The 21,191-nt window shown below is 67.5% G+C and carries 20 protein-coding genes; 9 read left to right on the top strand and 11 right to left on the bottom strand.

What is annotated here, in order from left to right:
• Nucleotides 1-9 precede the first annotated feature (9 nt).
• From Q7W02_12860 to Q7W02_12845, 4 genes are all read right to left on the bottom strand, one after another.
• Nucleotides 10-729 carry a M48 family metalloprotease gene (locus Q7W02_12860; GenBank protein ID MDO8477058.1) on the bottom strand — a complete coding sequence of 240 codons (720 nt, stop codon included), beginning with the start codon at nucleotides 727-729 and terminating at the stop codon, nucleotides 10-12.
• A gap of 109 nt (nucleotides 730-838) precedes the next feature.
• The gene (locus tag Q7W02_12855) at nucleotides 839-1,861 is read right to left on the bottom strand and encodes a PEP-CTERM sorting domain-containing protein (protein MDO8477057.1); all 1,023 of its coding nucleotides are present in this window, start codon (nucleotides 1,859-1,861) and stop codon (nucleotides 839-841) included.
• Nucleotides 1,862-2,075: 214 nt separating this feature from the next.
• Entirely contained in the window at nucleotides 2,076-4,055 is a 1,980-nt protein-coding gene (locus tag Q7W02_12850) for a tetratricopeptide repeat protein (GenBank protein MDO8477056.1), read from the bottom strand.
• Between the two features lie 82 nt (nucleotides 4,056-4,137).
• Nucleotides 4,138-4,272, bottom strand: a complete 135-nt coding sequence (locus tag Q7W02_12845) for a hypothetical protein (protein MDO8477055.1) — start codon at nucleotides 4,270-4,272, stop codon at nucleotides 4,138-4,140.
• 329 nt (nucleotides 4,273-4,601) lie between these two features.
• Between Q7W02_12845 and Q7W02_12840 the strand changes: the two genes are divergently transcribed.
• Nucleotides 4,602-4,874 (top strand): hypothetical protein, encoded by a 273-nt coding sequence (locus tag Q7W02_12840; GenBank protein MDO8477054.1) that lies wholly within the window; start codon nucleotides 4,602-4,604, stop codon nucleotides 4,872-4,874.
• A 13-nt stretch (nucleotides 4,875-4,887) separates the two neighbouring features.
• Complete coding sequence (locus Q7W02_12835) at nucleotides 4,888-6,156, top strand: hypothetical protein (protein MDO8477053.1); 1,269 nt, start codon at nucleotides 4,888-4,890, stop codon at nucleotides 6,154-6,156.
• Nucleotides 6,157-6,224: 68 nt separating this feature from the next.
• Here the strand turns inward: Q7W02_12835 and Q7W02_12830 are convergent, their stop codons facing one another.
• Both Q7W02_12830 and Q7W02_12825 read right to left on the bottom strand, forming a co-directional pair.
• Nucleotides 6,225-6,719: a hypothetical protein gene (locus tag Q7W02_12830; GenBank protein MDO8477052.1), complete on the bottom strand. Its 495-nt coding sequence runs from the start codon at nucleotides 6,717-6,719 to the stop codon at nucleotides 6,225-6,227.
• Entirely contained in the window at nucleotides 6,701-7,321 is a 621-nt protein-coding gene (locus Q7W02_12825; protein ID MDO8477051.1) for a hypothetical protein, read from the bottom strand. The genes Q7W02_12830 and Q7W02_12825 overlap by 19 nt, the downstream gene beginning before the upstream one ends.
• Nucleotides 7,322-7,659: 338 nt before the next feature.
• On the opposite strand from Q7W02_12825, the gene Q7W02_12820 reads away from it, so the two are divergent.
• From Q7W02_12820 to Q7W02_12805, 4 genes are all read left to right on the top strand, one after another.
• Nucleotides 7,660-7,980 carry a hypothetical protein gene (locus Q7W02_12820; protein ID MDO8477050.1) on the top strand — a complete coding sequence of 107 codons (321 nt, stop codon included), beginning with the start codon at nucleotides 7,660-7,662 and terminating at the stop codon, nucleotides 7,978-7,980.
• A gap of 422 nt (nucleotides 7,981-8,402) precedes the next feature.
• Entirely contained in the window at nucleotides 8,403-9,152 is a 750-nt protein-coding gene (locus tag Q7W02_12815) for a PEP-CTERM sorting domain-containing protein (protein MDO8477049.1), read from the top strand.
• A gap of 705 nt (nucleotides 9,153-9,857) precedes the next feature.
• On the top strand, nucleotides 9,858-10,712 hold the full coding sequence (locus tag Q7W02_12810; protein ID MDO8477048.1) for a hypothetical protein: 855 nt from the start codon (nucleotides 9,858-9,860) through the stop codon (nucleotides 10,710-10,712).
• Complete coding sequence (locus Q7W02_12805) at nucleotides 10,709-12,433, top strand: HTTM domain-containing protein (GenBank protein MDO8477047.1); 1,725 nt, start codon at nucleotides 10,709-10,711, stop codon at nucleotides 12,431-12,433. The genes Q7W02_12810 and Q7W02_12805 overlap by 4 nt, the downstream gene beginning before the upstream one ends.
• 84 nt (nucleotides 12,434-12,517) lie before the next feature.
• On the opposite strand, the gene Q7W02_12800 is transcribed toward Q7W02_12805, so the two are convergent.
• Nucleotides 12,518-13,384 carry a PEP-CTERM sorting domain-containing protein gene (locus tag Q7W02_12800; protein MDO8477046.1) on the bottom strand — a complete coding sequence of 289 codons (867 nt, stop codon included), beginning with the start codon at nucleotides 13,382-13,384 and terminating at the stop codon, nucleotides 12,518-12,520.
• Nucleotides 13,385-13,871: 487 nt separating this feature from the next.
• Between Q7W02_12800 and Q7W02_12795 the strand changes: the two genes are divergently transcribed.
• The 3 genes from Q7W02_12795 to Q7W02_12785 all read left to right on the top strand — a co-directional run bounded on the left by Q7W02_12795 (nucleotide 13,872) and on the right by Q7W02_12785 (nucleotide 17,218).
• Nucleotides 13,872-14,489 (top strand): tetratricopeptide repeat protein, encoded by a 618-nt coding sequence (locus Q7W02_12795; protein MDO8477045.1) that lies wholly within the window; start codon nucleotides 13,872-13,874, stop codon nucleotides 14,487-14,489.
• The gene (locus Q7W02_12790) at nucleotides 14,486-15,529 is read left to right on the top strand and encodes a hypothetical protein (GenBank protein ID MDO8477044.1); all 1,044 of its coding nucleotides are present in this window, start codon (nucleotides 14,486-14,488) and stop codon (nucleotides 15,527-15,529) included. The genes Q7W02_12795 and Q7W02_12790 overlap by 4 nt, the downstream gene beginning before the upstream one ends.
• Nucleotides 15,530-16,330: 801 nt before the next feature.
• Nucleotides 16,331-17,218 carry a hypothetical protein gene (locus tag Q7W02_12785; GenBank protein MDO8477043.1) on the top strand — a complete coding sequence of 296 codons (888 nt, stop codon included), beginning with the start codon at nucleotides 16,331-16,333 and terminating at the stop codon, nucleotides 17,216-17,218.
• A gap of 1,293 nt (nucleotides 17,219-18,511) precedes the next feature.
• On the opposite strand, the gene Q7W02_12780 is transcribed toward Q7W02_12785, so the two are convergent.
• The 4 genes from Q7W02_12780 to Q7W02_12765 all read right to left on the bottom strand — a co-directional run bounded on the left by Q7W02_12780 (nucleotide 18,512) and on the right by Q7W02_12765 (nucleotide 20,876).
• Entirely contained in the window at nucleotides 18,512-18,838 is a 327-nt protein-coding gene (locus tag Q7W02_12780; GenBank protein MDO8477042.1) for a hypothetical protein, read from the bottom strand.
• A 129-nt stretch (nucleotides 18,839-18,967) separates the two neighbouring features.
• Nucleotides 18,968-19,273 carry a hypothetical protein gene (locus Q7W02_12775; protein MDO8477041.1) on the bottom strand — a complete coding sequence of 102 codons (306 nt, stop codon included), beginning with the start codon at nucleotides 19,271-19,273 and terminating at the stop codon, nucleotides 18,968-18,970.
• A 12-nt stretch (nucleotides 19,274-19,285) separates the two neighbouring features.
• The gene (locus tag Q7W02_12770) at nucleotides 19,286-19,876 is read right to left on the bottom strand and encodes a YdcF family protein (GenBank protein ID MDO8477040.1); all 591 of its coding nucleotides are present in this window, start codon (nucleotides 19,874-19,876) and stop codon (nucleotides 19,286-19,288) included.
• A 394-nt stretch (nucleotides 19,877-20,270) separates the two neighbouring features.
• Nucleotides 20,271-20,876, bottom strand: a complete 606-nt coding sequence (locus Q7W02_12765; GenBank protein ID MDO8477039.1) for a PEP-CTERM sorting domain-containing protein — start codon at nucleotides 20,874-20,876, stop codon at nucleotides 20,271-20,273.
• Nucleotides 20,877-21,191: the final 315 nt, after the last annotated feature.

Genomic DNA, 21,191 nt, shown 5'->3' with positions numbered 1-21,191 from the left:
GACCGGGGCCTACCCGGGGCAGCGCTCCCGAGCCGCTTTGGCACGTTCGGCTGGGAGTGGGTGGTCCTTGACGCGGCTCCCGCCCTGCTCCTGTAGCCGGTCGAGCAGCGTAACCAACCCCACGCAGGCCGGCGGATTCCCCGGCAGCCGCGCGAGCAAGTCGAGGGCGTAGCGGTCGGCCGCGTACTCCTCCTCGCGGTCGTAGCTCCGGTACTCGGCATCCGCCTTGGCCTCGGCGACGCCTTGAAAGGCGACGATCCCGATCGCGATCAGCGGGCCGATCACGGGGATGGCGGTCGCTGGGTTGCGCGTCGGGCTTTTCTCATCGATCTCCTTCCGGGTCTGTTTCTCGGCGGCGCGCCGCTGGGCGCGCGCGGCGAAGTGCCCGGATTCCACATGCCCGATCTCGTGCGCCAGCCCGGCCCGCAGCTCGGCGGGCGGCAGCGTCTTGAGCGCGCCCTCGGTGACCACCAGGGCGAAGCGGCACTGCCGGTGGGGCGCCACGCCGAGGTTGATGGCGGGAACCGCCTGAACGGCGAGGGCGATGGCGCAGCCGTCGCTGGCACCTCGCCAGAGCCCCGAGGTCGTGAGGAGCGGCGAGATGGCCTGCCCCACCATGCGCCTCTCGTCGTCCGTCGCCGCGCGCAGCGGGGCGCGCTTGGTGGGCGTCGTGGCGCACGCGCTCGCGAGCACCGCCAGGAGGCTGCAGAGGATCAGGCGCCTCAGCATCACGTCGCGGCCAGCGTCTCATGGCCCTTGCAAGGGGTCAATGAACGCACCACGGGCGCCGAGGGAGGCCTCGGCGCCCGTGGTAGGAACCAGCCGATCGAGCCGTCTTCTAGCGACGACGGCCGCGGCGGAAGTAGAACGCCAGTCCGGCCAAGCCCGCCCCGAGGAGCACGAGCGACGCGGGCTCGGGCACCGGCCCCGGCCCCGGCTGCTCGACACGGAACGCCGAGGAGAAGAACAGCGCGAAGACGTTGTCGTCGTGGCTCGGGTTCACGGTGTTGAACCGGATGAACGTGTCCCCGATCTGGATGAACGGCAGGGGGTTTACGCTGTCCCCGAGCGCGAGGTTGTAGAGCTCGTCGTCGGCAGCATTTCCATTGCAAGACGGCACGGGGTTCGTCGGACTGTCGCCGATGCCGCCCACCGTCATCAAGGCCCCGTCGAGGCCAACGAAATTCCCGTCCTCGTTGCCTCCCGCGCATTGGGTCAGACGGCGCAACGGGTTAGAGGTCGTCGTCACATCGACTATCGTAAACTGAGAGAGCCCGAAGCTGAAGCTGCTCGCCAGGGACATGAGGAGGTCGCCCCCAGCGTAGGGCCCCCCGAAGACGAAGGTGGTCGAGTCTCCGGCAATGGCCAGCTCGCCGTCGAGGATGATCGCGGTGCCGCCCGTCGTGCTCGCATTCTGCCACGCCACGACGAGGACGGCCCCGTCCGTGAAGCCGGCCTCCGAGTACCTGTGGGTGACGAGCCCAACACCCGCGAGCGTGATTGCAGCGGCCACGTTCTTCGTGACGTCGAACCGCCGGGTATTGGCAAAGTTCGCGTCAGGGCCGAGCAGGGTCCCGCCCGCCACGGGGAGGAACGCTCCATTCAGCGTGACATCGCCGGCCACGCCACTGCCGGCCACGTCGGCGACATAGAGGTAGGCCGCGAGAATCGTCGCGCCCGCGGGGGTGTTCGACTGGAGGGCGTTGATGGCCTCCACGTCCGTGGCGCCGTCGATCGAGAGCGCGGCGTTCTGGAAGGTCTTGAAGGGGTTCAGGGTCGCCGAGGCCGGGCCTGCCAGCGCCGCCAAGCCCAGCGCAACCCCGATGACTGCCACGAACAACCCTCTGAACGCTGCTCTCATGTGCGGCTCCTCGCGAAGTAATTACAGGGCATAAGCCTAAGTTCCGCCTTGCACACAGCCACTGCAGGCGCCATGCCAGCGTCTAAAGTGGTGATTTTGTGTGACTCTTGTTCGCTACCGCTCGACGACTGTCAAAGCTTCCGACACAGAACCCGAGGCTGCGGGGTCAGCGCGGTGTCAGAAGGTCTCCGTCCGACAGCCCGGCCTCCGGGCCCTAGCGAAGAGAGTCCAGGATTCGCCTGGCTTCCGCGGCCTCGGGAAAGCCGGGGGCCCGAAGGGCCAGCTCGAGCTCCTTACGCGCCTCTGCCCGTTTGCCGAGCTTCGCCAGCACCGCACCCAGGTGGTAGTGGATCTCGGGGTTTTTAGCATCGGTCTTGGCCGCGGCGGCGACCAGCTTCTCTGATCGGGAGACGTCGCCCTGGAGGAACAAGAGCCACCCGAGCGTGTCCGCCGCGCTCGGGCTCGCGGGAGCCATCCGGTGGGCGCGCTCGGCGTACCGGACAGCCTCGGCGCGAGTGCCCGCGTCCTTGCCGAGCAGGTAGGCGAGGTTGTTCAGCACTGCCGGGTCATCGCCGCCCCGCACCAGCGCCTCGCGGTAGGCGGTGATCGCCTGGCTCGACTTCCCGGACTGGAGATAGACCCCGGCCAGATCGAAGACAGGCGCCGGAGATCTCGGATGCGACTTCGCGAGATCCTCCAGCAGACGGGTCGCTTCGGCGTACCGCCGGTCGCGGGCGTGAAGGGCGGCCAGGGCGCGCCCGGCCTCGAGGTTTGCAGGGTCCCGGCCGAGGATCGCGCGGTAAATGGCTTCTGCCTCCCGCCGCTGGCCGAGGCGCTCGTGAATGGAGCCCAGGAAGGCCTGAGAGTCGGCCGAGCCGTTCTGGGCTTTGACGACCCGGTTGGCCGCGGCCAGCGCCTCCGCCTTGTCTCCAAGGGCTGCGTAGGCGAGCGCAAGCCCCACGAATCGCTCCTCGGCATCCGGCCGGACACGGGTGACCCCCTCGAAAGCCTCGACCGCCTCCTTCGGGCGCCGGATCCTCAGGTAGAAGTTCCCGAGGTCGAGCGCGGCGGAGAGATCCGAGGCCTTCGCCGCGGCCGCCTTCAGGTCGGCTTCGGCCTGCTCGGGCCGACCCTGGGCGGCATACGCCTTGATCAGGAGCTGACGGGCCAGGGCGCCGGCGGTTGGCGAGCTCGCGGCTGATCGTGCCCGCGCCAATGCCCGTTCAGTATCGCCGGAGGCCAACAGAGCCTCGCCGACGCGCACCTTCGCGACGTTCGGGTCGGAACTCGTTTGCTCGGTGCGCTCGAAAGCCTTGAGCGCCGCGTCCAGATCCCCCAGGGCGAGAAGCGTCCTGCCAAGCTCGAACTGGGCGAGAGCCCAGTCCGGCTTGTCCTTCGCAAGCTTCTCCAACTCGGCTCGTGACTGCGCGAGCTGAGCCCTGAGGCGTCGGAGCACGCCCAACCCGAGGCGACCCCACTGAGACTGCGGCTCCTTCTTCGTAACCCGCTTCAGCAGGACCTCGGCCTCATCGAGCTTGCGCAGCTCGAGCTTGACGAGGCCCTGGAGGAGGAGCGCTTCCGTATAGTCGGGCTGAGCCTTGAGCACGTCCGTCAGCTGCAGCTCGGCTTCACCGACCCGGCCCAGCTCGTTCAGAATGCTCGCGAGGAGAAACTGGCTCTCGAGGTCAGGGGCCTTGTTGAGCCTGAGGCTCTCCTGGGCTTCGCTGAGGGCCTCCCGCGGACGTCCCAGGCGGAGGAGCGCCTCAGCGAGGGTGCGCCGGACTACCGCCGTGTTCGGGGAGATCCGGATCGCTTCGCGCAGCTGCGGCTCCGCCTTCTTCGGCTCACCCGTTTGAAGATAAAGCTGACCGAGGAGCAGCCGGGCGCCCAAACGGTTCGGATCGATCTTGAGAGCGCCCAGCAGGGCCCTCTCGGCGTCCTTCCATTGCCCGCTCACGAGCTCGGCCACACCGAGCACCTCGTGGCCGTAGGCTGAATTGGGTTGCTCCTTGAGAAACTCGCGGGCCAGGGCGCGTGCCTTGTCAGGCTCCTTCCGGTTGAGGGCTGCAACCGCCTCGGCGAGCTTCGGGGGCACCTGTTCCGGCTTTGACAGCTCGAGGGGGCCGACCGGCGCGGCCGACGCGGAGACCAGCGGAACCAGGAGGAGGCCGAGCAACACGAGGATGAACCTCATCGCGGGTGAATTATCCCATGGCACTCCAGCATCAAGGGGCTTGGGAGGTCGGGGCAAACCGCTGTGGGTCGTCGGCCCCGGCTCAGCGGGGCAGCTCGTCCGGCAGCTGGTCGATCTCGGCCCGCTGGGGGAGATTCGGCGCCAGCGCCACCGCCTCGCGAAGCTCGGCGCCGCTGGGAGCCGCACGGCCTCGTCCGGCCTCTGCGGAGCTCCGCATGGCTGGTCCCGCTCCCGCGTGGCCGGGGTGTCGTAAGCCGCCGTAAAGAGGTCCGACACGCCTGGGAGCTATTGCCCAGAACCCTCCATCGTCCGGCCTACGGAGGAGAGACCTTTCCCGCGCCTCGGAGTCGGAAAAGCTTACGATGGCCGCAAGAACGGTAGAGCCACTCCAGCCTATGTCCCTGCTGCGACTTGGCTTTTTCTCATTGGCGCAATTCATGCCTCTGATTAAATTTGGGGGAGCCCGAAGAGCATCATCCTTGGCACTTTCTACGCCGGGAGAGCCGGACAGGACGCGGAAGCCTCGGGAGACGGGAGGACGCGGAGATGGAGCGATCGTTCGCGGCTGGGATGAGCCTGCTGGCATTGCTCGGCGTTGGCCCCGCGCCAGCGCTAGCGTTGACGATCACCAACCAGTTCCAATTCCGTGAGAACAGGGGGCCCAACACCCTGGGCTTCACCCCCGGGGACCAACACGTGGTCGGGGCGAACACCATCACTCCGTCCGGGGACGGGACGGCGGCCGAGGCGACCCAGGGCGCCGTGACCCGGCTCCTCCCCTTCTTCCCGTCTACGACCCTGTTTTCGACCCTGTGGTAAAGGAGGATCAACCATGGTCCCGTCCCTCGGCGCTCCGGCCGCTCTCCGGGTGCTCGTCGTCGCACTCATCGCGCTCATCCCGGCCACCGCGTGGCCCACGCCGATCACCGTGTCGGGCGTGTTCCACCACCGCGACACCAGGAGCGACAACATCACCGGTCTGGTCCCCGGCGATTTCGTGAACTTCGGCGCGGTCAGCGCCGTACCGAACGGAGCTGGGGGAACGGCGGGCGTGGCGACGCAGGGGACGGCGGTGGTTCCGCTTGCGTTCATTCCGACATCCGTGGCTCCCAATCTGTTTTCGCGCAGCGCCTTCTACGATCCCGCGCTCACCGGGTCCTGGACCCTGACCTTCACGAACGGTCCGGATACCACCGTCGTGGCCACCCCGACGGTCGGGCCTGTCGACGCCGCTCCCTTCGTCAGGAGCGTGACCATCTCGGGCAGTGGCAGCCGTCCGACGTTCTCGTGGGCGGTCCCCGCGGGCTTCGCCCCCGACGGCGTCGTCATCAGGATTTACGACCTGGAGAGTCCCAAGCGCGGAGCACCCGCAGGGGTCGGGGGACTCGGACTCCACGATACCATCCACTTCCAGAGCCTCCTGCCCAGCGACACGAGCTTCACGGCTCCCGCACTGACGTCCGCCGGCATCCCTCTGGTGCCGGGCCGCCGCTACTCGATCGAGATCGGCCTGGCCGAGACGAGGGGCCACGTGCCTGCGGCGAGCGTCACCACCTTCCTCCGTCAGTCGCGGGCGTTCTTCGACTTCACGCTGCTAGAGGCGGGGGCTCCTCCCAGCGTGGTGCTCCCGACACTCGGCCTGACCGGCGTCTACACCTTCGACACCGATGTGGTGGCGGGGACCACGGTCTTCATCGATCCGCTGGTGGCCATCGGGTACGACTACGCCATCGGGCCCGGCGACCCGGGCTTCGCCTCGGTGCTGCTCCCGAGTGCCGGCGACGGGCTCTATGACCTCTACCTCTGGGACGGCGCGGGCTGGGTGTCCGACGAGGTGCTGAGCGCCGGGGTCGTCCACGACTTCGACGCGAGCGGAGTGGACCGCTTCCGGATCCTCGGCATCGAGGCGGGCGCGGGGCTCGATCCCCTGGACGCCACCGCCTTCATCACCGGGCTCACCTTCACGGAGGACGGACGGTTCACGGGGACCATGACGCCGATCACCGCGGAGGTGCCCGGGCCCGCCAGTCTCTTCCTTGTCTCGGTCGGCGTGATCGGGCTGGGCGGCCTCGCCTGGCGGCGGGCGCATAGGAAGCATTAACGGGCCAGGTGCCAGCATTCGCAGGTCAACTGGGATGACGATCAATGACACGTGACAGCATTCGCGGGTCACTCCACAAAACGCTTTCGGGGTACCGCGTAGGGGGCGGTGCCCAGGAGAGGCTGGTCGGAGGGGTCCCGCCGTCGCAACGTGTAGAAGTCGATGCGCTCCGCGGCCAGGTGCATCTCTGCACGGACCAGGCGATGGACCCAAGTCGGGGCGACGGGATAGGTGTGGCCCAGCAGCTGAACGTCGCCGCGGTCGTTGGTGCGGCGGAGAAAGATTATGCGGCCCTGCAGGGGGCGCTGGAGATCGAGAGTCCAGTCTGCCGGAAACAGGCGCCGGGGCGGAGCCGCCTCGAGGCGGGGAGCGGACCGGCGCCGCAGGGCCGCGATGAACTTGGCCGATTGGGTCTGCAGGGCCGCGAGCGAGACATGTTCGAAGCGGGCCCAGACCTTGGCGTGCCAGCGGCCGTTGAAGTTCTCAATCGCGGCTTGGAAGCCGGTCTCCCGAGGCGGAGCGAACACCGGCACGACCGCCAGGCTCAGGCAGATCCGGACCACCCGGCCGATGCTGTTGGGATGCGTGTGCGTGCCCTGAAAGCGGGTGTCGTTGCGAACTGCGCGTAGGCGGGCAACCCGACGCTGCGCCAATGCTCCAGCAAAGATTCGACCGCTGTTTTCGCGGTGATTTCGCTGCGCGGCCAGGAAGCGGCCAGGCCGCCATGCAGCGACATCGCGTTGAGCACTTCGACATCCGTCCCGCCCCGGATGACCAATCCGGCCACGATGTCGAAGCTGTCGAGTTCCGTCTCACGCCGGGCCACTGCCGGCAGATACCACCCGGGCGGCGGGGCCGGCCGCCGCGTCCGCCGATGCCCATCCAATGCGCCCCGGCGCTCCAGCACCCGACCAATGCTCCGGACCGAGGGAAGCACACGCGGTTCCTGGTTCAGCAGCTCGCGGCGAATGGCCACGGCCCCGTACTCGCCAAGGTCACTGGTCGCTTTCAGTTCGCGGCGCAGGTGCAGCACGAGATCCTCGGTCTCGACCGGCAGGCGGTTGGCTGCGGGCCGGCAGCCAGTCGGATGATCCTCCCAGTCCACCCGATCCAGGCGCTCGCCCGCAGCGCGGCCGACCCGCAGCTGCACGGTCGCCAGGCTCACGTCGCACTGCTGAGCGACCGCACGCATCGATGCCCCGCCACGTACCGCCGCTACCATTCCCGGGCGTCGCGCCCCTCGCGAGCTTCTTGTCTCATGCCGTCCTCCTCCTCTACCGTTTTCTCAGCACTATACCGACCCGCGAATGCTGACACTCAAGTGACCTGCGAATGCTGACACCTGGCCATTAACGTCATCTCTGCGGGGCACCGGGCAGCGACGGACATCCGGTCCGACCGCGAACCCTAGCCTGGCACCCGGGCACACTAGCAGCGTCGGGGAGAAGGCGAGCGGTAGCACCCACAATAGCCCTCCGGCCTCGGCTCATCCTGCTGCCGCCGGTGCTGCTGCTGGTGTACAACACGCCCGAAGACACGGGCCTGCGGCCCGACGGCGACGCGGCGCCCGCGCAGCCGCAGGGCCTGAGCGCCCTCGACGGCCTGGCGCTGCGCGCGGCGCTGCGCACGCCGACCTTTTACCTGCTCACCGCGGGCTGGCTCGCGGTCTCGATGCTGGTGACCACGCTGCACTTCTACCAGGTGTCGATCCTCACCCTACAAGGCATCGAGGCCGCGATCGCCGCGCGCGTGTTTCCCGTGTCGGCGCTCACCATGGATCCGGTGCGACGGCAAGGGCCGAGGAAGGCTCAGGAACGATCTTGAGGAGGGGGGCCGCTCTGTCGGTATCCCCCCCCAGCTGCGGCCATTCGGCGCTCACGCTGAGCGGTCGCAGCGAGCGGAGCTATAATGCGGCGCCGCCGCGCTCAGCAAAGTTCAACAGCATGTGGGACAACTCCTTGCTCGCCTCGACCTGTCCTACACATGGAAGTGTTCAACATATCTAGCGCTTCGGAGTGGAGCCTCACATACTCGGACGTTTCTGACTGTGACGGAAAACATTACGGTTCCGACATTCCCGGAGTGTGTCCTAACGCCAAGTACCTAATAAGGATGAGGCCTCGAAGGAGGGCGTAAAAATTGCAGACACTTTCGACGTGCGCTGACTAACCGATCGAGGGTCAACCCGTCTCGGATACGAGGTGCAATACATGAGAGTTCCGTTGGCTGGTGTTCTCGGATGGCCCATGGTGGTGATGGTCGTTATTATGGCCTTGACGGGCCCTGCCGCGGCGGGCGTCGTCTTCGGGGTGGACAATTTCAATGGTGGAGTGCTGAGCAACTGGTCGTCGGGGAGCTTCACGCTCGGCGTCGATACGACGCCCAGCGGCCAGAACTTCCTGGGGATTGGCGGTGACAGTTCCAACTTCGGATTGACGAACGGTTCCGTGACCCTCACCGTGCCAACAGCTGCGGCCCACACGAGCGCGACGGCCCTGTTCCGGCTCTACGTGATCCGTTCAATGGACGGTGATGAGCCCTTCAGCGTTAGCGGGGACGGCACGGATCTCATCAATCCAGACGCCCTGTTCAGCAATCTCGGCACCAGCACGTGTACGGACAATGTGAGCGCCGGCTGCACCAACATCAAGGCCGTCATCGCGCCGGCCGGGACGGTGGGTCCCGTGGTGGCGGCCTTGGGCTTCACTCCGCTCAACTGCTGCGCTGTGGGCGACACCTATTACGACCTCACACTGACCTTCCCACACTCGGCCGCCAGCCTTGCGCTCGTCTTCTCATATGGCGGCCTACAAGATCTTAATGACGAGAGCTGGGGGCTGGACAATGTCGCGGTGCAGACGAACGCAAGCATCACGGAGCCCCCGCCGTCCGGGGTGCCCGCACCGGCTACCCTGTGGCTTCTCTGCCTCGGTGTCGTCGGGCTGGCCGTGGCGACACGAAACCTGCGGAGTCCGCGCGACTCCAGCCAATCGTAGTTCCCTGCACGTCTCGTGGGCGCCAGCATGCTCCGGCGCCCACGCTGTTTTTCCGGGCTGCGTGGTACCAGACGCCGCCTTGGGCCTAGTCAGTCCCGCCGGGCCAGAACCGACCCCTTGAGGTCCCGGCGATGTTTGCGAGGCGAAGAGTGCCAGGAGCTTTCCTCGACCAACTTGCATCGGGCGTGCTTGCGCGGAAATCATACCCGCCGACTCCCTGTGCTCCTCTAGCCCGGATAATTCACGAGCGATGAGACAAAAGAGCCACCGAGTCTCGCCAGCGTGCTATAGAAGCCGGTGCTGGTCACTTCGACGCACGAATGAGAGGAGACTCGATGGCTACAGACTCTATAGCGCAAGCGCATAGGAAGCATTAACCTCATCTCCGCGGGGCAACGGGCAGCGACGGACATCCGGTCCGCCCGCGAACCCTGGCCTGGCACCCGCGAACGCCAGCAGCGTCGGGGAGAAGACGAGCGGTGGCACCCGCGATAGCCCTCCGGCCTTTGACCACGGGCTCAGGCCTTGAAATCCGACATCGCGACCGAAGCAAACCCTGATACCGGCCCGCATGTGATAGCTCGGGGTCTGACCCCCGTCCGCTCTTGAGCTGCGTTCGCTAAACCGCGCGAAATATGTGCCTGCCCCGCCGGCGGGCTGTTATCCTTCGCCCGTGCGAATCTGGGCGCCCCGAGCCGCCAACCCATGCGGAGAGACGCCGGCGTGACCGAGGTGTGTCGAGACACGGACGAATCGGTCGAGATCGAGCGGTTGGCCCAGGCTCTCTTGCACGGGCCCATGCTAGAGGAGGACCCGCCGACCACGCCCGGCGCTTTCTCGCGGCCGGTGCGGTGGCTTGTGACCTTTTTCATCGCGTATCACGCCCTGCTCCTGCTCGTCTACAACACGCCGGCCACGGGACTGACCCGCGGCCTGCACTACACCTTCGACCGCTACCTGCAGATGCGGTCATACATGGCGGCGACGGGCAACGTGCAGAGCTGGGCGCTGTTCGCGCCGGATCCGGCACGCGTGAACACCTTCGTGAGGGTGTTCCTCCAGGACGGCGCGGGCGAGGTCCGCGACCTCGCGTACGACATCTACGGGCGCCGGCGCCATCCCTACCTCTTCTACGACCGGCTCGCCAAGATCAACCGCCGCCTGGTAGAGGACTCGCGGTATCTGGAGCCGTACGCCGCCTGGGTATGCCGCGACTGGGAGCGCGCGCGGGGTGGGCAGCCCGCGCGTGCCGTCCGCCTGCTCGAGACCGCGACCCGCATCCCGCCGCCCGAGGTCGCCTTTCATGAGATGGGCTACGATCCAGAGCGCCTGCCGCTCCTCATCGGGCAGGGCTTCACCTTCGAGTGCCAGGCCCTGGCCTATGGACAGCTCCCCGACGGGATCAGACAGCGCCACGGACTGCCTCCCGCGGCGCCGGACACCATCCTTCGCGCCGGACAGCGCACATGGTGGACGGACAAGCAGAGGCTCGGCGGCCCGGGGCTCGGGCCGGCGACGGCACCCGAACGGGCTCCCCAAGCCGAAGGGCGGATCGAATGACAGAGGGAGCCGGCCTGTCCACCGCGACGGCCAACCTGGCGGCGGACGCGCTGCTGGTCGCCCTGGCGCTCGTCGTGCTGTTCTTCCTGGTCCGCCACGAGATCTGGGCGCGGGTCTTCTTGACCCGCGTGGACCCCCGGCCGGCCGGCCTGCTGCGCATCGCCTTCGGGCTGGTCGTCCTGTGGACCTGGCTCGGCCTCGGCCCGCACCTGCGCCTGCTCTTCACCGACGAGGGACTGTGGCTCACGGAGCAGGCTCGGCAGCGCTTCGGCGGGCCGCTTGGCTACGCCTGGGATCCGGAGCACGGGTTCGAGCACTGGTGGAAACTCTTCGAGGCCCTGCTCGGCGCCTTCTCGGTCCTGCACCTCCGCAGCGATCCCCCGTTCGTCACGGCGCTGTACGCGGCCGCCCTTCTGAGCCTCGCCCTGATGGTCCTCGGCGTGTGGACGCGGCTCAGCACGGTCGCGAGCTGGCTGCTCCTGCTTCAGCTCTACGGGTACAGCACCATCTTCTACAACGGGGGCGATTTCGTGGTGCAGGTCTTCCTCTTCCTCGGGATGTTCTGCCGCTGGGGCGAGGCCTACTCGATCGACAGCCTGCGGCGGCGCCGGCGCGCAGTTGCCGAGGGCCACACCTCCGCGCTGCCCGCTCCGCGCCCCATCCCGGCGTGGCCGCTGCGGCTGATGATGCTGCAGCTCGCGATCATCTACTGCGCCACGGGTCTGCTCAAGAGCGGACCGACCTGGCGCGAGGGAACGGCGCTCTACTACGCGCTCAACTTGGACCACTTCTACCGTGTGCCGGCCCAGGGCCTGGTGACCTGGCTCCAGCTCCTCGGGGTCCTGCCGCTGCTCACCTGGCTCACGCGCGGGTGGGAGGTACTCTTCCCGCTGGCCGTGGTCGGCGTGGCGGTACGCGGCTACGAGGCCGATCGCCGGGCCGGCCGCTGGATCGCGCCGCCCCGCTGGCGACAGGCGCTCTCCTGGGTGGCCGTCACGGCGGCCTGGTGCCTCACCGCCTACGCGCTCGGCCTCGCGTGGAGCGGGCGCCCCGGCCCAACCCGCTGGGTCGTCACCGGCGGCATCGCCGTGACGCCTGCGCTCGCCGGCCTCCTCGGCGCGCTCGCGCGCCGCCGCTGGCCCCGCGCATTCCAGGCGGTCCTGCGCTGGCTGCTCGGCACGGGCCTCTGGCTGGGCTTCGGCGTGGCGCTTCACCTGGGTATCAACGCGGGCGTGAACGTCGGCACCTTCGCCGAGGTCATGCTCGCCGTCTACCTCGCCTGGCTCACCGCGTCCGAACTGGCGGCCGTCCGGCGCTTCCTGCTCTCCGGCCCCTGCCGTCCAGGCGAGGGCGGGAGGCCGGTGCGCGCCGGGTTGGTGCGCTGGCTCCTCGCGCCCCCGGACCGGCTGCGCTTCCGCGCCGCCGGCCCCACCGCCATCGTTCGCTACCGCCCAGACCGGCGCGGCATTCACCAGGCCGCCACGCTGCGCCTCTGGGACTCCGCACAGCGCCTGCGCTTCGCGGCCGATCCCGCCCTTGCGCCGGAGGTGCTCGACGTGGAGGTCCATGGGGCCGGCGGCCGGCTGACGGGGAAGGCGGCGGTGGGTTCCCTCGCGAGCGTGCTCCCGGGCCTCTCGTGGCTCCGTCCCCTGTCGCGAATGCCGGGTCTCGCCCGCCCGGCGCAGTGGCTGGCCCTCCGGCTCCTGGGGGCAGCCCCGTAGCCGCGGAGAGAAAAAGAGAGCGCCGAGGGGGGGGCCGTCCCTCGGCGCTCGATGGTTACGCCTTACGATTCCGGCTCTGGAACCTTAGCTCCGGAACCTCCGCAGCAGGCCGGCACCGAGGAGACCCGCACCCAGGAGCACCAGCGCCGCAGGCGCCGGGACAGTCCCACCGTCCGTCACGATACCTCCGTCCGTGATCCTGGCATCGAGGATGCCGAGAGAGATAATTTCACATCCGGTCGCGAATGGGGCGGCGTTACAGTCGACACCTGCGGCGGGGCGAGTCTCGAACACCGTAAACGCCGGGACGAATGAAGTAAAACGGTTATGCGTCGGGAACCCGTTAATCATTGCGTTCGTAATACCGATCGCATCACCGGCGTTGGTTGCGTCAAAACCCGAAGAGCCCGAAATTGGCGCTCCGCTGGCAACTGCCCCGGGCGGCAAGAAGTCATAATACGTCGCGAGGTCTGCTCCAGTATTGGCGTAAATGTCGCCGCCTGCGTTGAAGAAAGACGCAATCTGGGCCGAGAAGCCGTTAATGGCATTCGACCCTGCGGTCGTGAGCGCGCATCCGCCACAGTTTACGTGCGAGGCAATAAAAAGCGCATCTTTCCCAAGCAATGCCGCGGCGAAGGCTGCCCCGTCCGCAAAGCTGATCGGATCGGCAATAGTGACCGTACCAAAGCCCGCGGGCGACAAGGTACTGCCGACACCGGTTGTTCTAAGCAGAAGAATGTCGTAGTCGGCTGCAGCAATCGGCGTAGCCCCACCTCTTAGAAAATCGAGAATGAGCGATTCGTAGCCATTCTGGCCGCTGTGAAAGTCCACGTCGTGCCCGGTCAGATAGACGTTACCTGCCTCCGCACTTCCCGCGAATACGCCCTGGCCCACCAGCGCCAGGGTCAGCGCCGCTACTCCGAGCACTTTGCCGAATATTCTGATCCCCACTATGGCCCCTCCTCTAGGGTGGCTTGTTTCTCAACTGCCGTTGGCATGCGCACATCGTGCACGCGTTGTGCCAAGCATTATGGTGTAGCAGAATCAAGCAATTACTGCGCGCCTGGAGGGTCCGTATATTGGGAATGTCAAGTCTGTCGACGGTGGGCCCCCGGCAGGGGGTCGGATCAGCCATTCCGCCTCGTGCCGCGGCCCGGTACCAGCGGCCAGGGCCCATGGTGGGACGGGCAGGCGCGCGACGGTGGGCCCGGCAGGGCGCCCCCTATGGGGCTGATTTCGCACGAGATGTTCGAGCGCGACCGTGCGGTACAATCCCACCGTCATCTCCGTCCTCACCCGTCCAACTGTTGGGCAACTCCACATCAACCGCCGGGAAGGTGTAAACGAGGCCGACGGCTCCCCGGCTCCCCGACTCCCCGGGCATCTGAAAGGGCTTGCCCGGGGCGGAGTCGAGACTGTACTCCTGTAGGTAGTCCCCATGGACAGGCTCATCCCGACCGGCTCTCCGCTCTGGACCGCCCCGGCCCGCTGGGGGCATCTGATCGCCTTCGGACTGTCCGTCCTCCTCTTCGGCGGCGGTCTCGTCACGGGCCTCGCCTACAGGCTCCACACGTCGGGAGCCCTGCCGGGCATCGGCCTTGACTACCTCGCGGAAGGCGACCGGTATGCTCTGGCTGGAGACGCCAGCGCCGCCGCCCGCGTGTACCGCCGGGCGGCGGCGCTGGCGCCGGACGATGACCAGGCCCTGTTCCGTCTCGGCATGGCCGCGCGGCGGCTGGGGGACAGCCGCCAGTCCGTCGATGCCTTCGAGCGAGTGCTGCGGCTGAACCCACGGCACGCGCCGGCCCACTTCATGCTGGGCGCCGCCTATCTCGAACAGGGCGATCTGGAGCGAGCCGCCCGGCACGCCGCCGCGGCCCGGCGACTCAGGCCGGACCTGGCCGACAGCCACGCGCTGCTCGGCGCCGTGGAGGCGCGGCGCGGGAACCGCGATGCGGCGATCCAGCACCTCCGCCAGGCCCTTCGAATCGACCCCTACCACGAGCGCGCCCGCAGCGAGATCGCGGCCCTGGGCCAGGAGGCGGAGCGGCGATGAGCGCGACGGCGCGCGCGCTGCTGGGCCGGGCCTTCATCCACCCGGCGGTGGACTACGCGATCATCGGCGGCGGCTGGAGCGTGCTGGCGACGGCGGTCCTCCTCTACCGCCCGTCACTGACCACCCGGCTGGATCCGGCCGTCCTGGCCTCCCTCATCCTGATCGTCAACAGCAGCCACTTCGCCGCCTCGACGGTCAGGCTCTACAGCCGTCCGGGGGCCCTGCGCGAGCTGCCGTTCCTGACCATGACCTTCCCCCTGGTCGCGCTGCTGGGGCTGACCGCGAGCGTGGCCTATCCCGAGCTGCTGGGGCGGCACTTGCAGGCCCTCTATCTCACCTGGTCGCCCTTCCATTATGCGGCGCAGACCTACGGGCTCGCCGCCATGTACTGCCACATCTCCGAAGTGCGCCTGTCGGCGAGGAACCGGTGGCTGCTCTGGCTCGCATGCATGGCGCCGTTCACCCGGTCCTTCCTCGGCGCCACCGGCTCCGGGCTCGGCTGGTTCGTCCCCCGCGAGTGGATCGCCGGCCTGCCCCTGGTGCCGCAGGCGCTGGAAGCCCTCACGCTCCTGCTCCTCGTACTGACGTTCGTCTTGCCGTTGGTCCTCGCGCTCCGCGTCTACCGGGGCGGCCGCCAGGTGCTGCCCCTGACCGTGGTGCTTCTGATGGTGTCGAACGGCCTGTGGTGGACCGCGCTGGACGCGCTCGGCGCCTTCGTGCTGGCGACGATCGCGCACGGCCTGCAGTACCTCGCGATCGTCCTCGTCTACCACGTGCGCGACCGCGTCCGCGAGCCCGGCAACCGCCACGGCTGGCTCATCCACTCGGCAGCCTTCTACGGGACCTGCCTGGTCCTCGGCTATGGGCTCTTCTACTGCTGGCCCTGGGCCTTCGTGTGGGCCGGCGCCGGCCTCGCGGAGAGCATGCTGATGGTGGTGGCCACGATCAACGTGCACCACTTCGTGGTCGATCGGTACATCTGGCGCTCGCGGAGCGCCGGCAACGCGCGGACCCTGGCGGACGCGGCGCGCGCTGCCTGACCATTGCCCGCCGCCAGCCGCCGGCTCGGGATCCACCCGCTCGCACTGGCTCCTCCGCCTGGCCTCTGTGCTCTCGGGCGCGGGGCGCTCGGCTTCGAGCTCCTCTGGGTGCGCCCGAGGTCAGGGGTCGGTCTGGGGTCAGGTCTTGAAATCCGACATCGCGACCGAAGCAAGCCCTGATATCCGCCCGCATGTGATAGCTGAAGGTCTGACCCCCCCCCCCCCGGCTCTCCGTGGCGCCCCGGAGCTGCGCGAGGTTCGCCGACCCGGAGAGCAGGAACCAACCCGGACGCCGGTCGCGGTCCACATCGCGCTTGGGCGCCGTCAGCAGCTCCGCGCACCGCTGCGCCTCGTTCACGGTGAGCGGCCCGTCCACGCGCACGAAGCCTTCCGGGTGGCGACGGGCCGCCTCGAGCTGCGCGAACTTGTCGAGGCTCGCATAGGTCCGGCTGGCCGGCCCGGGCTCGTGCCGGCGGTATGGACGGTCCTGTCGCGGGAACCGGGTCCTGGAGGCGATGAGCGGAAGTCCAGACAGGGGTCAAGTCTTGAACTATCACCTGCGAGTGGGTATCAGGACTTGGTTCGGTCGCAATGTCGGATTTCAAGACCTGACCCTGTGGGCCCGTGGGCCAGCAAGGTGTCGACGGAATTTCCACAATCGAGCCCGGGTCGGCGCCCCGCCGCTTCAACTTTGCGGATACATGATCTTTCTCCAGTTGGCCCTTTCCTTGCTCAGACTGAAGGCCAATTGATGTCTGAAGGCGCTGGGGCTCCTGGCGCCTAGAGAGGAATTCCAATACTATGAGGCCACGCATCTGGAGGAAGTCACGCATTTGGGCGGGCACCATCGCCGCCCTGCTTCTGGCCGCCGCCCCGATATCAACGGCCGGCCCCATCTTTCTCACCGGCCACGATCCCGACTTCCACGCCCCGGGCTCGGCGGGCGCGGCGAACCTGCTCCGCTCCGGCCTTAGCTTCGTCACCGGAGGTACATTCGACGACGGCGTCGCGACCAAGTTCCTCTGGGTCGAGTCCCGCATCGCGACACCGGGCGGCCATCTCATTGGCGAGAATGGCCTCGTCGCGCTCGGGCTGGCGCTCGGGACGAACTACGACCGCGTCAATGCCGCCGAGTTCGCGACTGCGAGTCTCTCCGGCTACACCGCGATCGCGATCGCCTCGTCCTTCGGCGGCCTGCTGACGCGCGCAGAGCTCGACGCGCTCATCGCCCGGTCCACCGACATCAAGAACTTCATCAATGCCGGCAGAGGGCTCCTGGCCCTGTCCGAGTGCTTCCCCTGTGGAGCGAATCTCCTTACCGGCTCAACGCCGCCGGACCTCTTCGGCTTCCTGCCAGTCGATGTGTCTTCCATCGCGCCGTCCCCCCCCTTCACGGTCACTCCCGAAGGAGCGGCGGCCCCGTTCGGCCTGGTCAACACCGACGTCAACGACCCGACCCACAACTCGTTCGGGCTCATCGGGGGGCTCACGCCGCTGGACCGAGACACGGGCAGCCAAGCGACGACCCTCGCCGGCGATGTACGGATCGACGACGGCGGCTTCTGCGGTACTCCGACCACGCCACCCTGCTCGACGGGAGTGCCCTCCCCCGGCGGCTTCGCGCTGATCGCGACGGGCCTGCTCGCCCTCGCGGGGATCGGACGGGCGCGCAAGCGCAGCCAGAAGTAACCGGCTCGACGGTCGAGATCGACACCGCGGGCGCCGGGAGGACATCCTGGCGCCCGCGGTGTTTCCTGCGGCCGGTGCGATGCGCCCAAGCACGCCCGTGCCCCGCCCTTGCTCAAGCCGGGCAGAGTCCTCTGGGCGCCTTCAGCCGGTCGGATGGCCTCGGGTGGGTCCTGAGCCAGGCCGACCAGAGCCTCGCCGACCTCTCCCGCGCCAGCCGATCGAGAAGCGCCATCGTGGCCCGGCATCCGCCGGCGCCGCCGGCCACCCGCTCGAGCAGGTCGAGGGCGAACCGATCCGCCGCTCGGCGGTGCGCAATTCCCGGCGCGCCGTGAAGTGTCCGAGCTGCACGTGCCCGATCTCGTGAGCCAGCGCCGCCTGGAGCTCCTCGGGGGGCATCGCCGTGAGCGCTTCTTCCGTGACGACCAGGGCGAACCTGTACTGCGGGTGCGGCGCCACTCCGAGGTTGATCGCACGGACAGGTAGGATGCCCAGGGCGACCGCACAGCCATCTGCGGGCCGGCGCGCGCTGGGGCATGTTCGCCGCGCACTCCGAGCCCAGAAACCACAAGAGCCCCAGCAGAAAGACCGATGCTCGTCGCATACGGGCCAGCATACCCGCAAGCCTGACGGACAGCCCTGATCCACCGCGTGTGAAAGTTTTGGCGCGTGTGAAAGTTTTGGCGCGTGGACAAGTTTCAGCACACGGATGATTGCCGTCTGTCACGTCTGACCGATTTCGCTGACCAATCACCCGTGGCTCGGGTCTTGCTCTCTCGGACGACCGAGATGACCAGCGATCTGCGGTGTGCAGATGTATTCGAGGGCTGTTCCTATGTGGAGGAGGGAGCGGATGTAGTGCTCCCCCGAAATCAAGCCACCAGTTGACCCTCTTGCGCCCGATGTTCGCGCGGGCTCCGATAGCCCAGCGCCTGGTGCGGGCGCGCTTCGTTGTCCAGCGGATCCACGCGGCGATCGCGCGGCACGCCGCCGCGACGCTCGGGAACAGGGGCTGCCAGCCGCATGCCTCTTTGAGGCTGCGGAAGAAGCGCTCGATCATGCCGTTCTGCTCCGGCGTGTTCGGCGTGATGCACTCCTGCCGCAGCCGATCGTCGCGACAGGCCGCCCGGCTCTGGCGCCCCTGCACCCGGGGCCGGGGGGTCGCCGGCCGTTGATGCACGAACCACCGTTGGAGCTTTTGGATCCGAGACACCGTCTTTGGCGTGATCCGCTGTCCCTGCCGAAAGCGGAGCAGGGCCCAGAGCCGGCGTTCCGAGACGCGGGGGTAGGCCGCTTTCAACTCTCCGAGAGCTCCCCGGGGAAAGGGCGGTGCTTCGCGGCCTCCTTCAGGATGTCGAGGTCGAGAACAAGTTCACCGATCTTCTGCTTCAGCTTCTCGATGTGCTCGTCCTTGAGCGCCTCCTCGTCCTTCGGGCGGGCCCGCAGCCCGTTCTCCGCGGCCAGCAGAACGCGCTCCTGCCAGTCCTTGGACCTATCCCGGTGAGCCCGTGCGTGCGGGCTGCCTGCGGCACGGAGGTCTCCCCCGTTCAGAATGCTCACGACCAGGGCCACCCACCGCTTGGCCGTCCAGCGCTGGACCTCTTCGGGAGCGGCGTTGGCCATCGCTGTCCACCTCCTACCGTGATCGACTCACGGCGTGTGAGTGGACTCAACTTCGAGGGGACCAGGATACGTCCACGCCAGGGGTCCTCCGCGCTCCCGCACCGGTCGCGAGATGTCCGGTGTGCCGAGTCACTTCGATCGCGCTCGCCACCGATGAAAGACAAGTGCTTGAAGAAGAGACAGGATCGCGAGGGTCGCATCGTTGACGATATAGACTGAGATGAACCGCCCGGTGAGGGCGCGGAGGGCGAGGATCAGCGCCGTACCGACGGCGAAGTTGGCCAGGAAGAAGATCACGACGAGCCCGAGGCACTCCAGCGTCTCCGTGACCGCCCCCCGCAGGTCGCCTCGGCGCAGGCCGGCGAACCGCGTGGCAGCGAGATATGCGCCCAGCGAGGTCAGGCCGACGATGAGCACGAGGCTGATGGAGGACATAGCGGTCTGACCTCAGAGGGCGCCAGCGAGCCGGTAGTACATCCAGGCGGCCAGCTCGCTGAGGATGTCGCGCAGGAGGCCGAGCCGTGACTCGGGATCCGACGGGCCGGTCGCGGCCGTGGGCGCGGGCAGCACGGTGAAGCCGGCTCGCTCCATCACGGCCCGCGCCCGGGGCATGTCGATTGGATCCGCGACGAGGAGGATGCGCCGGCGGCCGAGCGGGAGCAGGAGCCTGCGGAGCTGCTCGGCCTCTCCCTTGGTGGTGTTCGTCGAAGCGACGCGCAGGATCGCCCCGGAGGGCACCCCGAGCCCCTGCGCGAGGCGCGCCCGCGCGTGCGTTTCCTCCGCCGAGCCGCAGAACACCAGGACCGGGGCGAGGCCGTCGCCGTAGAGGCGAATTCCGTAGAGCGTCCGCCGGAGCGATCGGTTGGTCAAAACGCCATCGGTGTCGGCGCCGCCGCGGCCCAGGACGACGATGGCGTCCGCGGGCTCCAACATCGCCAGGCCGGCCATCCAGATGTTGAGACGGTTGGCGAGAGGCGTGAAGGCCGCGACGGCGAACAGGAGCAGGCCGACGAGGCCGAGGAGTCGAATGCCGCGCATCGGTCGGCGGTCAGGAACAGGCGCGTGAGCAATCCCGTGGACGTCCACCTTCGGCGGTCCGATGGGCAGAGGCTAGCACAGCGCCCGCCCGAGATCCCAATCATCTACTCCCGTGCTTCCGCCGGCTCTTGGCCGAGCGCATGGAGGCAGACGGCAGCGTGAACACTGCATCGAGCAGGGATGGTGCGCGCGGGCACCATGCCGGGGCGATCAAGTTAGGCGTTTACGGGTTCGCTGGCGCCAGCGGCGCCGGGCAGCTCCCCGGAATCAGTTCCCCGTTGACGCTCACGTCCACGCGCCCGCTCTTCCTAACTCAGTCATTGTCCCGGGAAAAAAAAAGCGCCCACCCTGGAATTCAGGATGGGCGCTTCTAACTCGGCGGAAAGAAGATAAACTACGCTTTGTAGCGCCGACGCAATACCGCTACTAGTCCAACCAAACCAGAGCCGAGCAGGAGCAGCGTGCTAGGCTCGGGAACCCCTGTCCCCCCACCTCCACCAACCGTGAAGCTGAAGTCGTCCCAGCCCAACCCGGCTGCGTCCGTGATCGAGTGGATGCGGATGCGGGTGATGTTATTGAAGGCGCTCAAGTCCACCGGGTTGGGAAGAGAAGAGTTCCCGTCGCCGACGGCGCCTACGGTGGACGTGAACACACCGCTCACGAAGACGTCCACCAGGGCGTTGACGCCAGAATTATTGTCGCCAACCTCGAGGAACGTGAGACTGCTAACCGGATTTGTGAAATCCACGATCGTCTCGTGCACGCAATCGATGCCGCCGCCGGTCGCCCCCGTGCAGATAAAGTTCGGCAGCGATGATCCAAGACTCTGGGCTGTGATTCGGTTCACGAAGCCCGCGGTGGAGGAGAAGGTCGCTTCCGGGAACTGGTTAGTGACGACCGCGCCATCAGCCAGAAGGTCGAAATCGATCACCACCGCACTAGCCGATCCAGCGCCTAGCAGCACCGAGAACACGCCCATGACACCCATGAGGAGTGCCAACGTTATGCTTTTTAGTCGTATCATTTGGTTGCTGCTCCTTTTAATATGACGTATGCGTGGAAACATAAAGGCCCTTTCCCCTTTTCTCAAGCCTCCGGCATTCTAACCTGCCGTGGACTGCAGAAGTGATGCCAGCTTTCTCTTCCCTTCTTTTCTCTTTACTCTAACTCCTCGATATCGTGTGACATTCCTGCCTCGTCGGGAGGCCTCTTGCGCTCTCTGATTCCAGCTTTCAAAATTCGACTCTCTTGAAATTGTAAAGTTTTCTTACAGAATCAGGGCCGTCTGTCAGGGAATTCGCCAAGACCGTCCGGA

It is taken from the genome of Candidatus Rokuibacteriota bacterium, from assembly GCA_030647435.1.
Taxonomy (GTDB): Bacteria; Methylomirabilota; Methylomirabilia; order Rokubacteriales; family CSP1-6; genus AR37.
Note: the sequence above shows the minus strand (reverse complement) of the source record. Positions and strands in the feature narration are given on the sequence as shown.